This is a genomic window from Luteimonas sp. A611 (genome assembly GCF_054072715.1).
Genome location: NZ_JBSVRP010000002.1, coordinates 221,302 through 234,618, shown reverse-complemented (window position 1 = coordinate 234,618; position 13,317 = coordinate 221,302). Strand labels below are relative to the sequence as shown.

The 13,317-nt window shown below is 70.4% G+C and carries 12 protein-coding genes; 10 read left to right on the top strand and 2 right to left on the bottom strand.

All coding sequences use genetic code 11. The features are described 5' to 3' along the window. The first annotated feature begins 353 nt into the window (after window positions 1-353). The 9 genes from ACW5EG_RS11450 (at window position 354) to pncB (ending at window position 9,786) form a co-directional block, all read left to right on the top strand. Window positions 354-998 (top strand): prepilin-type N-terminal cleavage/methylation domain-containing protein, encoded by a 645-nt coding sequence (locus ACW5EG_RS11450; RefSeq protein ID WP_457021806.1) that lies wholly within the window; start codon window positions 354-356, stop codon window positions 996-998. Beyond that, window positions 995-1,861, top strand: coding sequence for a general secretion pathway protein GspK (locus ACW5EG_RS11445; RefSeq protein ID WP_457021513.1), 867 nt, complete (start codon window positions 995-997; stop codon window positions 1,859-1,861). Before ACW5EG_RS11450 ends, ACW5EG_RS11445 begins: the two co-directional genes overlap by 4 nt. Then, window positions 1,834-3,051, top strand: coding sequence for a PilN domain-containing protein (locus tag ACW5EG_RS11440; protein WP_457019285.1), 1,218 nt, complete (start codon window positions 1,834-1,836; stop codon window positions 3,049-3,051). The genes ACW5EG_RS11445 and ACW5EG_RS11440 overlap by 28 nt, the downstream gene beginning before the upstream one ends. After that, window positions 3,032-3,646: a type II secretion system protein GspM gene (gene gspM / locus ACW5EG_RS11435; protein ID WP_457019286.1), complete on the top strand. Its 615-nt coding sequence runs from the start codon at window positions 3,032-3,034 to the stop codon at window positions 3,644-3,646. Before ACW5EG_RS11440 ends, gspM begins: the two co-directional genes overlap by 20 nt. Continuing rightward, the gene (locus ACW5EG_RS11430) at window positions 3,636-4,451 is read left to right on the top strand and encodes a hypothetical protein (RefSeq protein ID WP_457021511.1); all 816 of its coding nucleotides are present in this window, start codon (window positions 3,636-3,638) and stop codon (window positions 4,449-4,451) included. Before gspM ends, ACW5EG_RS11430 begins: the two co-directional genes overlap by 11 nt. A gap of 9 nt (window positions 4,452-4,460) precedes the next feature. After that, window positions 4,461-6,680: a type II secretion system secretin GspD gene (gene gspD, locus ACW5EG_RS11425; RefSeq protein WP_457019289.1), complete on the top strand. Its 2,220-nt coding sequence runs from the start codon at window positions 4,461-4,463 to the stop codon at window positions 6,678-6,680. A gap of 28 nt (window positions 6,681-6,708) precedes the next feature. Then, window positions 6,709-7,599 (top strand): glycosyltransferase family 2 protein, encoded by an 891-nt coding sequence (locus tag ACW5EG_RS11420; RefSeq protein WP_457019573.1) that lies wholly within the window; start codon window positions 6,709-6,711, stop codon window positions 7,597-7,599. After that, entirely contained in the window at window positions 7,599-8,441 is an 843-nt protein-coding gene (locus tag ACW5EG_RS11415; protein ID WP_457019290.1) for a glycosyltransferase family 2 protein, read from the top strand. Before ACW5EG_RS11420 ends, ACW5EG_RS11415 begins: the two co-directional genes overlap by 1 nt. Before the next feature lie 151 nt (window positions 8,442-8,592). Then, a complete protein-coding gene (pncB, locus tag ACW5EG_RS11410; RefSeq protein ID WP_457021510.1) occupies window positions 8,593-9,786 on the top strand; it encodes a nicotinate phosphoribosyltransferase in 1,194 nt (397 codons plus the stop codon). 105 nt (window positions 9,787-9,891) lie between these two features. Here the strand turns inward: pncB and pyrF are convergent, their stop codons facing one another. Then, window positions 9,892-10,707: an orotidine-5'-phosphate decarboxylase gene (gene pyrF, locus ACW5EG_RS11405; protein ID WP_457021508.1), complete on the bottom strand. Its 816-nt coding sequence runs from the start codon at window positions 10,705-10,707 to the stop codon at window positions 9,892-9,894. Between the two features lie 150 nt (window positions 10,708-10,857). Then, on the bottom strand, window positions 10,858-12,522 hold the full coding sequence (gene ettA, locus ACW5EG_RS11400; protein WP_457019294.1) for an energy-dependent translational throttle protein EttA: 1,665 nt from the start codon (window positions 12,520-12,522) through the stop codon (window positions 10,858-10,860). Between the two features lie 242 nt (window positions 12,523-12,764). On the opposite strand from ettA, the gene ACW5EG_RS11395 reads away from it, so the two are divergent. Next, a complete protein-coding gene (locus ACW5EG_RS11395; RefSeq protein ID WP_457021506.1) occupies window positions 12,765-13,271 on the top strand; it encodes an RcnB family protein in 507 nt (168 codons plus the stop codon). Window positions 13,272-13,317 lie beyond the last annotated feature (46 nt).

Genomic DNA, 13,317 nt, shown 5'->3' with positions numbered 1-13,317 from the left:
TGGCGCGGCTGCGGCCGGGCCCCCACCCCAACCCTCCCCCGCAGGCGGGGGAGGGAGCCAATGCGCAGGCGGGGGAGGGAGCCAATGCGCAGGCCGGGGAGGTCGTCGGCACGCACGAAGTGGCCCGCGTCGGCGACATCCGCATCGGCCTTTGCTCCCTCCCCCGCTTGCGGGGGAGGGCTGGGGTGGGGGCAGGAGCGAAGCGATCGTCGCGATGCATCGACGTTGGTCGGGATCATGCGCATCCTGGTTCAACTTCTGGCGGTACCGGTAGGCTATTCACTGGCATCAGCCGTGGCGACGGCCTCGTTTGCCGGTCGCCGGCCAGTGGTTCGCGGCGCGGCGACGGCACCATTTACACGCCGCCGGCCCGTGGCTCGCAGCGCGGCTTTACCCTCATCGAAATCCTGCTCGCCACCACCCTGCTTGCGCTCGGCCTGGCGCTGGCCTTCTCCACCCTGCGCGCCGCGACCGCGACGGTGGAACGCGGCGAGTTGATCGCCGCGCGCAGCGAGCGCATGCGCGCGGTCGACGGATTCCTGCGGCGACGCCTGGCCTCGGCCGCGCCGATCGCGTTCGCCATCGATGAGGACAGCGGCCGCATGGTCCGCTTCATCGGCGAACCCGACCGCATCCGCTTCGTCGCCGACCTGCCGAACTACCTCGGCCGCGGCGGGCCGCACCTGCACGATGTCGCGGTGCTCGATGGCGAAGGCGGAACGCGGCTGGCCGTCTCGTTCGCGATGGCGGTCAGCGGCGGCACGATCGAGGACGGCGACGCGCGCCCGCCCGAAACCCTGGTGCCCGACCTGGCCGAAGCGCGCTTCCGCTACCGCGGCCTCGGCGAGGACGGGCTGCTCGGCGAATGGACCGACACCTGGGAGCAGGTGGACATGCTGCCGCTGCAGGTGTCGGTGGAGCTGGCTAGCCGCAGCGGCGGCGCCTGGCCGCCGCTGGTGGTGATGCTGCCGCAGCGCCTAGGCGGGATGGTGCCGTGAGGCGGCCCTGTCCCGCATCCGCCCGCGGCGCCGCGCTGATCCTGGTGCTGTGGCTGATCGCGCTGCTGGCGGCGCTGATCGGTGCGTTCGCGATGACGGCGCGCACCGAATACATGCAGGGGCGCACCCTGGGCAGCGGATTGGTTGCGGCGCAGGCTGCGCGCGCGGGCCTCGAATACGCGGCCACGCGTGTCTCGGTGCCCGATCCGAGCCTGCAGTGGCTGCCCGACGGCCGCCCGTACCGCTGGCGCTTTGCCGATGCGCAGATCGAGGTCCGCATCGTCGACGAGTCCGGCAAGCTCGACCTCAACGCCGCCGAGGGCGCCAGCCTGTCGGCGCTGATGCGCGCAGTCGGCGCCGAGCCGCAGCAGGCCGACGCGGTCGCGGCCGCGATCGTGGACTGGCGCGATGCGGACGACATGACCCAGCCGCAGGGCGGCGCCGAGGATCCGCAGTACGCCGCCGCCGGCCTGGCCTGGGGCGCCAAGGACGCGCCGTTCGAAACCGTGGCCGAAGTGGAGCAGGTGCTGGGCATGACGCCTGCGCTGTTCGCGAAACTGGCGCCGCACCTGACCATCTTCAGCGGGCTGCCGGTGGCGGATGCGCGCTTCGCCACGTCGGCGGTGCTGCAATCGATGGGCATCGACGTCGCACCCGTGCTGGCGGGGCGTGAACGCCCACCGCAGCCCGGGGATGCCTCGTTCGTGGGCGCAGGCAGCGGCACGTATAGTATCGACAGCCATGCACGGCTCAGGGATGGGCGGCAATCCGTCCTGCGCGCCGTGATCCGGCTGGGGCCCAGCGGCGTGCCCGGATCCGCATTCACGGTCATGAGATGGGAGGAGGGCGCGTCACCGCGATGATGGCCGTGGTCGAACAATCCACAGCAACGCCGTCCGCCCTGCGCGGCGGTCTGCGCCGTGTCGACGGCTCGCTGCGCCCGCGCCTGCGCGGCTTCCGCCAGTGGTGGACGCGCTCGCTGGCGGCATGGCTGCCGGCGCGCGTGCGAGACCTGTTCGGACTCTCGCCGCAGCGGTTGCTGCTGGAGCCGGTCGGGGAAGGATTGCGCTTGTCGCTGTGGCGCGGCGACGGCGTGCGCATGCTGGCCGACCTTCCGCTTGCGCGCGAGCTGTCGGAACAGGGTGATCCATTGGCGCGGCTGCTGTCGCCGGCGATGGCGCGGGTCCCGCGCTGGCTGCTGCTGCCGGGCACGGCGGTGCTGCGCCGGCGTCTGACCCTGCCTGCGGCGGCCGGCGAGCGGCTGCGCGAAGTGCTGGGTTTCGAAATCGACCGGCAGACGCCCTTCACCGCGGCCGAAGTGAGCTACGACGCGCGGCCGCTCGGCCGCCGTGGCGGCGACCAGATCGAAGCCGAACTTGTGGTGGTGCCGCGCGCGACGCTCGATGCCGCGCTGGCCGGGGTCGGCCCGCTGGCTTCGACCCTCGCCGGCGTCGATGTGGCCGAAGCGGACGGCATTCCGCTCGGCGTCAATCTCGCCAGCGATGCCGGGCGCAGCCGTCGCGAGGATCCCGCGCGCGGCCGCAACCTGATCCTGCTGCTGGTCGCGCTGCTGGCCCTGCTTGCCGGCATGTGGCAGATGCTGGCCAATCGTGGGGCGGCGGCGGACTTCTTCGCGCAGCAGGTCGAAGCCGAAGTCGAGCGCGCGCGCAGCGCCTCGCTGGAAAAGCGCCAGCTGCTCGATCTGATCGAAGGCGGCGCCTTCCTGCGCGACGCGCGCGCGGGCCGGCCGACGATGGTCGAGGTGATGGATGAACTCGCCAGGCGCCTGCCCGACGACACCTTCCTGGAAAAGCTGTCGGTGGAAGGCGACCGCATCCTGCTGATCGGCCTCAGCCGCGAGGCCTCCGCCCTGGTCGCCCGGCTGCAGGGTTCGCCGCTGTGGTCCGAGCCGACCCTGGCCGGCGCGCTGCAGCCTGATCCGCGCACGCGCATGGACCGCTTCACCCTGACCGCCACCCTGACCGTGGCCGATGCCAGCCCCGGCGTGGCGGCGTCCACCGCGGAGACGAGCGATGCAGCCGGAGGTCACTAGCCGCGACCGCTGGCTGGCGCTGGCGATCCTGGCCGGCGTGCTGGCGCTCGCCTATCTGCTGCTGGTGCATCCGTGGTGGACGGTGCCCATGCTCGAGACCAACGCGCGCATCGAAGGCCTGCGCGAGCGAGACCTGCGCGCGCGAACAGGACTGCAGCAGGCGCCCGAGGTGCGCGAACGCCTGGAAGCCGCGCGCGCCGCGGCCGGCAGCGCGCCGGGCTTCATGGCCGAGGCCAACGTGCAGTTGGCGACCTCGGCCCTGGTGCAGCGGCTGGAACAGGCCGTGGTCGAGGCCAGCCCCGGCAACCGCAGCTGCGCGATCAGCAACCGCCAGCCGATGAACGACTCGCGCCAGCAGCGTTTCCCGCGCGCCACCGTGCAGGTGCGGCTGACCTGCGGCAATGCCGAACTCGCCGCGGTGCTGCATTCGCTGGAAAGCGGCTCGCCGCGGCTGTTCGTCGACAATCTCAACATCCTTGCCCAGCGCTACCAGTTCAGCGGCAACCAGGGCAGCGGCGGCGGCGTGGACGCGAGCTTCGACCTGTACGGTTACCTGCAGCCCGCGCCCGCAACGGTGGCCGCCGATGCGCGCTGAGGACGTCGGTGCGCGCACCTGGCTGTACGCCGGGCTGGCAGGCTGGGCGCTGTGCGTCTGGATCCTGGCGATGTTCGGCATGGGCGGCAGCATCGATCGCCTCGACGACGATCCCTCGCTGCACCAGGCGCTGCCGGAGCCGGCTGCGCCCGGCGCGCAACGGCTTGGTCCGATGGCGCAGTACGCCGATGTCGCCGCGCGTCCGCTGTTCACCGACAACCGCAGGCCGCAGCCGTTCGCGATCGATCCGATGGGCGAGGCCGAGGGCGCGAGCAACGACTTCGACTACGTGCTGAGCAGCGTGCTGCGTACGCCGGCGCTGCAGATGGTGATCCTGCAGCCGGCCGGCGGTGGCGAGCCGGTGCGGGTCAAGCTGGGCGGCGCGCCCGATGCCGCGCCCGGCTGGGTGCTGCAGTCGGTCGCGGCGCGCAGCGCCGTATTCGCCGGGCCGGAGGGCGAGCGCAGCCTGGAGCTGCGGGTGTTCGACGGCAGCGGCGGACAGGCACCGACCCCGATGTCCTCGCCGGTCTCCACGCCCGGGGCCAACGTCGCGGCGTCGGCGGGGATGGTCGAGGGCGACGTGGGCGCCGCCCCGCACGCAACCGGTGGATCGCAGCCGTCCCAAAAAACCGATGAGGACGCCATGGGCGCCGCCGCCCCTGCGGACGCCGCAACGGCCGCGGCCCAGCAGCAAGCGGCGCAGGAGCAGGTGGAGATGATCCGCCGCCGCATCGAGGAACGCCGCGCCCGGCTGCGCCAGGAAGACCGGGCGCGTTCGGGCCAGCCCGCCAACGAGAACCAATAGACTGCGCCGATGACCTCACGATCCCTGTGCCAATCCGCCGTCGCGGCCTTCCTGTCCATGTTGCTGGCCGGCTGTGCCTCGATGCCCTCGCCAACGGTCTCGCGGGCGCAGCAGCGTCCGCCCGCGGCCGCCGCGCCCGGTCAGGCCGGCATCCAGGCCGAGCCGCTGGAAGAGGATGACGAAGGCCCGCGCGCACAGATCCGCCGCGGCAGCGGCCAGGTCATCAACCAGGGCGCGGCCGCGGCCGCGCCGCCCAACCTTGGCGGCAGCAGCGGCGAGGCCTCGTTCAACTTCGAGGGCGAGCCGCTGCATGCGGTGGTCAAGGCCATCCTCGGCGACATGCTGGGCCAGAACTACACCATCGCCCCGGGCGTGCAGGGCACGGTGACGCTGGCCACGCCGCGCACGGTGAGCCCGGCCCAGGCCTACGTGCTGCTCGAGCGCGCGCTGGCCGACAACAACGCGCGCATGGTCTACAGCGGCGGCATGTACCAGATCGTGCCGGCCGATGCGGCGCTGCCCTCGGGCACCGTCGCGCCCCGCACCGGCGGCGCCGCCGCTGCGCGCGGCTTCGAGGTGCGGGTGGTGCCGCTGCGCTACATCTCCGCCACCGAGATGGAGAAGGTGCTCGAACCCTATGCGCGCCCCAACGCCATCGTTGCGGCCGACAATGGCCGCAACACCATCACCGTGTCCGGTTCGCGCGTGGAGCTGGAAAACTACCTGCGCACGATCGAGATCTTCGACGTGGACTGGCTGTCGGGCATGTCGGTGGGCGTGTTTCCGCTGCAGAGCGGCAAGGCCACGCGCGTCGTGGCCGATCTTGAAAAGGTGTTCGGCGAGCAGAGCAAGTCGCCGGTGGCGGGCATGTTCCGCTTCATGCCGCTGGAAGGCGCCAACGCGGTGCTGGTGATCACCCCGCAGCCGGACTACCTCGACGACATCCAGGACTGGCTGGAGCGCATTGACAGCGCTGGTGCCGGCGCGCGGCTGTACTCGTACGAGCTCAAGTACATCCGCGCGCGCGACCTGGCCGAGCGCCTGTCGGAAGTGTTCGGCGGCAGCTCCGGGCGTTCCGGCGGCGATGGCGGCGGGCCTTCGCTGATGCCGGGGCTGACGCCTGCCATGATCGGCAGCGGCAGCGGCACCGGCGGCGACGGCGCCAAGTTCGGCGGCGGTGATTCGATGGGCTCGATGGATTCGGGCATGGGCGGCTCGGGTTCGGGCTCGGGCGGCGGTTCGCTGTCGCTGAGCCAGGACCGCGGCGGCGCCAGCGGCGTCACGCTGGAGATCGAGGGCGACCGCGTCGGCGTGTCCGCGCTCGACGAGACCAATGCGCTGCTGGTGCGGACCACGCCCACGGCGTGGAAGTCGATCAGGGAAGTGGTCGAGCGGCTCGACGTGATGCCGCTGCAGGTGCACATCGAGGCGCAGATCGCCGAGGTCGTGCTGGAAGGCGACCTGCGCTACGGGGTGAACTGGTTCTTCGAGCGGGCGGTGACCGATGCCGGCTTGCCGTCGGCGGAAGGCCGCACCACCTGGAGTGCGATTGCGGGCAACGTCGCCGGCTCGACCACGGGCGGCGTGGGCCCCGGGCTGTCCTGGACTTTCCTCGGGCGCAATGCGGCCGCGATCATCAGCGCGCTGGACGAAGTGACCGATCTTCGCGTGCTGCAGTCGCCGTCCATCATGACCCGCAACAACGCCGAGGCCACGCTCAACGTCGGCAGCCGCATCCCGATCTCGACGGTCAGCGTCAATCCCATCCTGGGCAGCGACAACAGCTTCACCTCGGTGCAGTACCTGGAGACGGGCACGATCCTCAATGTACGGCCGCGCGTGACCAGCGACGGCATGGTGTTCCTCGACATCGTCCAGGAAGTCAGCACCCCGGGCGACCAGGCGACCGCCGACGAGAACGGCAACGTGCGCATCGACACGCGCAAGATGAAGACCGAGGCGGCGGTGCGCAGCGGCGATACGGTGATGCTGGCGGGCCTGATCCGCGACCAGGTCGGTCGCGGTTCGGCGGGCTTCCCGGGCCTCAGCCGGATTCCCGTGCTGGGAGGTCTGTTCGGACGGCAGACATCCAGCACCTCGCGGACCGAGGTGATCATCCTGCTGACGCCGACCATCATTCGCGATGTCAACGAGGCGCGCACCCTGACCGACGAATACAGCCGCCGCTTCCGCGCGATGGAGCCGCTGAACCGGGCCAAGCAGGACTGAATGCGCGTGGACGCGTGCGATGACCCACATGGCTGACGTACCGGTCGTGCTGCTGCCGGTCGGCGCGGACGATGACGCGCTCGATGCCTGCCTGGCCGCGCTCGATGCCGGAACGCCGGCGGGCACGCGCGTGTGGCTGGCCGACGACGCCCAGGCCGGTCCGCGCGGGCTGGCGATCATCGAGCGCTGGCTGGCGAACACGCCGCTGCAGGCCGATTACACCCGCCGCGACCGCCGCCTCGGAGAGGTCGCGCATATCGACCAGATGCTGGCCGCCTGCGGCGATGCCGACGCGATCGTGCTCGCGCCAGATGCGGTGCCGGCGCCGGGCTGGGCCGCGCAGCTGGCCGCCTGCTTCGCGCGCGATGCATCGATCGCCAGCGCCACGCCCTGGTGCAACGCCGGCGAAGTGGCGGCATGGCCGCGGGTCGGGGAGGTGTCGCCGATGCCTGCAGACGCTGGCCACATCGCGCGCGCCTGCGCGGCCATGCCGCCGCTGCATCCGGAACTGCCGGCCGCCGTCGCGCACGCGGTGATCCTGCGCGGCAGCGCACGGCGCAGGGCGGGCGGCCTCGACGCCGCCAGCTACCGCTCCTGGTACGCCGCGCTGATCGATCTGTCGCTGCGCCTGTCTGGCCTGGGTTGGCGCAACGTGCTGTGCGAAACCGCCTTCGTCGCGCGCGGCGGCGAGGGCGGGCCGGCCGATGGCGACATGGATGCTCTGGGCGCGCGCTGGCCCGGCTGGCACCCGCGGCTGGCGAACTTCCTGATGGACGACCCGCTGCGGCAGGTTCGCGAACAGCTCGTGCAGCGGAACGCCGATGCGGAGGGGCCGCGCCTGCAGCAGGAGCTGTTTCCGGTTCCCGATGAAGATCGCGACGCCGGCGCCGATCCCGCCACGTCCGCGGAGGTCGGCTGATGTCCGAGGGTCCCGGCATCGCCGCCATCGTGGTCAGCTACCAGAGCGCAGCCACCATCGACGATTGCCTGTCACGCCTGCGCGCGGCGCGTGGCGTGCGCCAGATTCGCATCGTGGACAATGGCTCCACCGATCAGACGCTTGCACTGGTCCAGCGTCACGCCTCGCTCGACCCGCGCCTGCGCTTCATCGGCAACCCGGACAACCCCGGATTCTCGGTCGCGTGCAACCAGGGCGCGCGCGACAGCGACGCCGCCTGGCTGGCCTTCGTCAATCCCGACTGCCTGCTCGAAGCCGATGCGCTCTCGCGCCTGCTCGACCATGCCACCGCGCTTGGCGGCAACTGCCTGCTCGGCGCGGACCTGGTGGACGAGCACGACCAGCGCGATGCGGCGGCCCGCCGCCGCGATCCCGCCTTCGCCGCGATGCTGCACGATCGCGGTGCGCGGGAACTGGCGGTCATGCCCGACGACAGTACCGCCGTGCAGAGCGTCGATGCGGTGTCCGGCGCGCTGATGCTGATGCCGCGCGCGCTGTTCAACCGCATCGGCGGCTTCGACACCGGCTACCGCCTGCATGCCGAGGACCTCGACCTGTGTCGCCGCGCGCGGGAGGCGGGCGCGCGCGTCGCCGTGGCCAACGACGTGCGCGTACTGCACCTGCGCGGGGTGTCGAGCCGCTCGCGGCCGCTGTTCGTGGAGTGGCACAAGCACCGCGGGCTGTGGCGCTATTTCCGCAAGTTCGATGCCGCGCAGGTGTCGTGGCCGGCGCGGGTGGCGGTCTGGTCGGCGATCTGGCTGCGGTTCCCGCTGGCGGCGCTGCGGCAGTGGGCGAAGGCCTGACAGGACCAACCGTTGATCCGGTCAGCACGTTGCAGGAGCGGCTTCAGCCGCGAACGGACGTTCGACGGGACCGTGCATGCGATCTCGCCTGAAGGCGCTCCTACAAAATGTGGGCCGGATCGATAGAGTGTCGTACCAGCCCGGAACAACGATGACCGTGATCGAATCCCTGCTCGACACCGACCTGTACAAGTTCACGATGATGCAGGCGGTGCTGCACCAGCACCCCGGCGCGCAGGCCGAATACCGCTTCCGCTGCCGCACGCCCGGCGTCGACCTCGCGCGGCACATCGATGCGATCTCGGAGGAGATCGACCACCTGTGCACGCTGCGCCTGTCGAGCGACGAACTGGACTACATGCGCGGGCTGCGTTTCATGAAGTCCGACTTCGTCGACTTCCTCGCGCTGTTCCGGCTGCAGCGCAAGTACGTCACCCTGCGCGCGTCCGACGCCGAGCCCGGCGCGATCGAGCTGGAGGTCAAGGGCCCCTGGCTGCACACCATCCTGTTCGAGGTGCCGCTGCTGGCGATCATCAACGAGGTCCATTTCCGCGACACCTTCGGCGCGCCCGACGAGGCCGAAGGACTGCGCCGGCTGCAGGCCAAGCTCGACCGGATCAACGATGCGGTCGGCTACGAGGACTGCCGCATCACCGATTTCGGCACGCGCCGGCGCTGGTCGCGCGCCTGGCACGAAGCGCTGATCCCGCGCCTGGTGCGGGGCTTTGGCGAGAAGTTCTCCGGCACCAGCAACGTCGACCTGGCCCGTCGCCACGGCCTGGTCGCGCAGGGCACGATGGCGCACGAATGGCTGCAGGCCTACCAGGCGCTGGGTCCGCGCCTGCGCGATTCGCAGGTGGCCGCGTTCGAGGGCTGGGCCCGCGAGTACCGCGGCGACCTCGGCATCGCGCTGACCGACGTGATCGGGCTGGACGCGTTCGTGCGCGACTTCGACATGTACTTCTGCAAGCTGTTCGACGGCATGCGCCACGACTCGGGTGATCCGGTGGCCTGGGGAGAACGCCTGATCGCGCACCTGGCCGCGAACAAGGTCGATCCGCGCAACAAGATCTTCGTGTTCAGCGACGGGCTCGACATCGACGAGGTCATGCGGCTGTACGCGCACTTCAAGGGCCGCTGCCTGATGTCGTTCGGCGTGGGCACCAACCTCACCAACGACCTGGGGCCAAAGCCGCTCGGCATCGTGATGAAGATGGTCCGCTGCAATGGCCAGCCCGTTGCCAAGCTCAGCGATGCGCCGGGCAAGACGATGTGCGACGACCCGGCCTACCTGTCCTACCTGCGGCAGGTGTTCGACGTCCCCCGCACCCCCGCCCCCCTGTAGGAGCGGCTTCAGCCGCGAGCGTACTTTCGGATTCTTCGAGTCGGAGAGAGCGATCGCGGCTGAAGCCGCTCCTACGAACGGCCAGGCCCATGCGCCCCGCACCGCTCAGCGATAGCGGTTGATCTCGTCCCGTAATGACTTTGCCGCCGCCGCCGCCGCCGACGCATAATCCGCGCCGCCAGAGGCATACAGGATCCCGCGGGAGGAGTTGATCATCAGCCCGGTGCCATCGGCGGTCGTCCCGTTGCGCACCACCGCCTCGATGTCGCCGCCCTGCGCGCCCACGCCCGGGATCAGCAGCGGCATGTCGCCGACGATGTCGCGGATACGCTTGAGCTCGCCGGGGAACGTCGCGCCCACCACCAGCGCGCAGTTGCCGTTGCCGTTCCATTCGCCGGCGATGGTGCGCGCGATGTGCTGGTACAGCGGCTGGCCGTCGACCAGGAGTTCCTGGAAGTCGCGTGCGCCCGGATTGGAGGTGTGGCACAGGAAAATGCAGCCGCGGTCGCTGCGCTGCAGGAACGGGTCCGCCGAATCGCGGCCCATGTACGGATTGAGCGTGACTGCGTCGGCCCCGTAGCGGTCGAAGGCCTCCGCTGCGTACTGCTGCGCGGTGCTGCCGATGTCACCGCGCTTGGCGTCGAGGACCACCGGCAGGTCCGGATGCGCGGCGCGGATGTGCGCCAGCAGTCGCTGCAGCGCATCCTCGCCGCCGTCATGCGCGGCGAAATACGCGATCTGCGGCTTGAACGCGCACGCGAACTGCGCGGTCGCATCCACGATCTCGCGGCAGAAGTCGAACAGCCGGTCCGGGCCGTCCACCATGCCAGTGGGAAACCTCGCCGGGTCCGGATCGAGGCCGACGCAGAGCAGGCTGTCGGCGTCATGCCAGCGTGTGCAGAGCTTGTCGGTGAAGGTCATCGCGCTTCCCGTTGCCCCCGCGAAGGCGGGGGCCCAGTGTCATTCATGCATCCGGGGCAAAGACGCTGGATCCCCGCTTTAGCGGGAATGACGATCTGCCCGGGATCCCTCGCTGCGCTCGGGATGACAGCACGCGCGTTGCGCGTGCCGTCACTTCAGCGCCTTGAACCGCAGGCGCTTGGGACCGGCGTCGTCGCCCATGCGGCGGCGCTTGTCTTCCTCGTACTCGCGATAGTTGCCCTGGAAGAACTCCACGTGGCTGTCGCCTTCGAAGGCGAGGATGTGGGTGGCGATGCGATCAAGGAACCAGCGGTCATGGCTGATCACGAAGGTGTTGCCCGGGAACTCCAGCAGCGCGTCTTCCAGCGCACGCAGGGTCTCGATGTCCAGGTCGTTGGACGGTTCGTCGAGCAGCAGCACGTTGCCGCCCTGCAGCAGGGTCTTGGCCATGTGCAGGCGTCCGCGTTCACCACCCGAGAGCGAGCCCACGCGCTTCTGCTGGTCCTGGCCCTTGAAGTTGAAGCGGCCGATGTAGGCGCGCGACTGGATTTCGGTGCCGTTGATGTTGAGGATATCCAGGCCGCCGGACACTTCCTCGAACACGGTCTTGTCGCCTTCCAGCGTATCGCGGCTCTGGTCGACGTAAGCCAGCTGCACCGTCTGGCCCATCTCGATCGTGCCGGAGTCCGGCTTTTCCTGGCCGGTGATCATCCTGAACAGGGTCGACTTGCCCGCGCCGTTGGGACCGATGATCCCCACGATCGCGCCGCCGGGCACCATGAAGCTCAGGTCGTCGATCAACAGGCGGTCGCCGAACCGCTTCGAAACGTTCTTGAACTCGACCACCTTGTTGCCCAGGCGCTCGCCCGGCGGGATGAAGATCTCGTTGGTCTCGTTGCGCTTCTGGTAGTCGACCGACTGCAGCTCTTCGATGCGCGCCAGGCGCGCCTTGCCCTTGGAGCGGCCGCCCTTGGCGTTCTGCCGAGCCCACTCGAGCTCCTTCTGGATCGCCTTCTGGCGCGACTTTTCCTGGTTGTCCTCCTGCTTCAGCCGGTCTTCCTTCTGCTGCAGCCACTCGGTGTAGTTGCCCTTCCACGGAATGCCGCGGCCGCGGTCGAGCTCGAGGATCCACTCGGCCGCGTTGTCGAGGAAGTAGCGGTCATGGGTGACGGCGACCACGGTGCCGGTGTAGCGCGCCAGGAACTGCTCGAGCCACTCCACCGACTCGGCGTCGAGATGGTTGGTCGGTTCGTCGAGCAGCAGCATGTCCGGCTTCTGCAGCAGCAGGCGGCACAGCGCGACGCGGCGCTTCTCGCCGCCCGAGAGCTTGCCGATCACCGCGTCCCACGGCGGCAGGCGCAGTGCGTCGGCCGCGACCTCCAGCTGGTTCTCCAGCGTGTGCGCGTCGCCCGCGGCGAGGATCGCTTCCAGCCGCTCCTGCTCCTTGGCCAGGGCGTCGAAGTCGGCGCCTTCCTCGGCGTAGGCGGCGTAGACCTCGTCCAGCCGCGCCTGCGCCTGCAGCACTTCGCCCACGCCTTCCTCGACAGCTTCGCGCACGGTCTTCGTGGGGTCGAGCTGCGGCTCCTGCTCCAGGTAGCCGACCTTGATCCCGGCCTGCGGGCGGGCCTCGCCCTCGAAGTCCTGGTCGACGCCGGCCATGATCCGCAGCACGGTCGACTTGCCCGAACCGTTGAGGCCCAGCAGGCCGATCTTGGCGCCGGGGAAGAAGCTCAGGGAGATATCCTTGATGATCTGCCGCTTCGGCGGGACCACCTTGGACACGCGGTTCATGGTGTAGATGTACTGCGACGACATGGGAACTCCGGGTTGCACGCGGCCGAGACCCGCGCCAAGGGCGCGGACCGGCAGGATCGATCGGGAACAGGGGATTATAGCGGCAGCGCCGCCTTCGGGCCGGCCTGAGCAGTCGTTAAACAGGAGTGAACGCCGGCGGCGCGCAGGCCCCTGCGGGGAGCGCTTGTTCAGCTGCGGCGACCGATAGTCACCTGGACGCCGACCCGGGTGCGGACGGCGCGGACCGCGACCTGGAGGAAGGCATGAATCTCGGACTCAAGTGGGGCACCGCCCTGATGCTGGCGCTCGCGACGGCGGCCGCCCCGGCCATCGCGCTGGCCGACAACGACCGCCGCGGCGGCCATGGCCACCGCGACCATGATCGCCGCGGACACGACAGCCGCCGCGACAACCGCCGCGACAACCGCGATCACCGTCGCGACCACCGCCAGGCGCGCCGCGGCGACCGCTACGACCGTCGTGACGACCGCTACAGCTACAACGGCCGCGACCGGCGCCCGGCGGTGGTCGTCCACCACCGCCCCGTGGTCCGCCACTACCACCCGGCGCCGCGGCACGCCGGACCGCCGCGCTGGGCCCGTGGCGGCTACGTGCACCACTACCAGCGGCCGATCTACGTGGTGAACGACTATTACGGCCACGGCCTGCGCCATCCGCCACGCGGCCACCGCTGGATGCGCGACGACCACGGCGACTTCCTGCTGGTGGCCATCGCCACTGGCGTCATCGCCGATCTCCTGCTGCGCTGAGCGGCCGAACCCGCCGATCCCGCACGAACGCGCCCTCCGGGGCGCG

Excerpts from the sequence above, each read along its gene's own strand:
- ACW5EG_RS11415 (WP_457019290.1), top strand. The coding sequence starts at position 7,599 with ATGTCCGAGGGTCCCGGCATCGCCGCCATCGTGGTCAGCTACCAGAGC.
- ACW5EG_RS11420 (WP_457019573.1), top strand. The coding sequence starts at position 6,709 with ATGGCTGACGTACCGGTCGTGCTGCTGCCGGTCGGCGCGGACGATGAC.
- ACW5EG_RS11395 (WP_457021506.1), top strand. The coding sequence starts at position 12,765 with ATGAATCTCGGACTCAAGTGGGGCACCGCCCTGATGCTGGCGCTCGCG.
- gspM (WP_457019286.1), top strand. The coding sequence starts at position 3,032 with ATGCAGCCGGAGGTCACTAGCCGCGACCGCTGGCTGGCGCTGGCGATC.
- gspD (WP_457019289.1), top strand. The coding sequence starts at position 4,461 with ATGACCTCACGATCCCTGTGCCAATCCGCCGTCGCGGCCTTCCTGTCC.
- ACW5EG_RS11440 (WP_457019285.1), top strand. The coding sequence starts at position 1,834 with ATGGGAGGAGGGCGCGTCACCGCGATGATGGCCGTGGTCGAACAATCC.
- ettA (WP_457019294.1), bottom strand. The coding sequence starts at position 12,522 with ATGTCGTCGCAGTACATCTACACCATGAACCGCGTGTCCAAGGTGGTC.
- pncB (WP_457021510.1), top strand. The coding sequence starts at position 8,593 with ATGACCGTGATCGAATCCCTGCTCGACACCGACCTGTACAAGTTCACG.
- pyrF (WP_457021508.1), bottom strand. The coding sequence starts at position 10,707 with ATGACCTTCACCGACAAGCTCTGCACACGCTGGCATGACGCCGACAGC.
- ACW5EG_RS11430 (WP_457021511.1), top strand. The coding sequence starts at position 3,636 with ATGCGCGCTGAGGACGTCGGTGCGCGCACCTGGCTGTACGCCGGGCTG.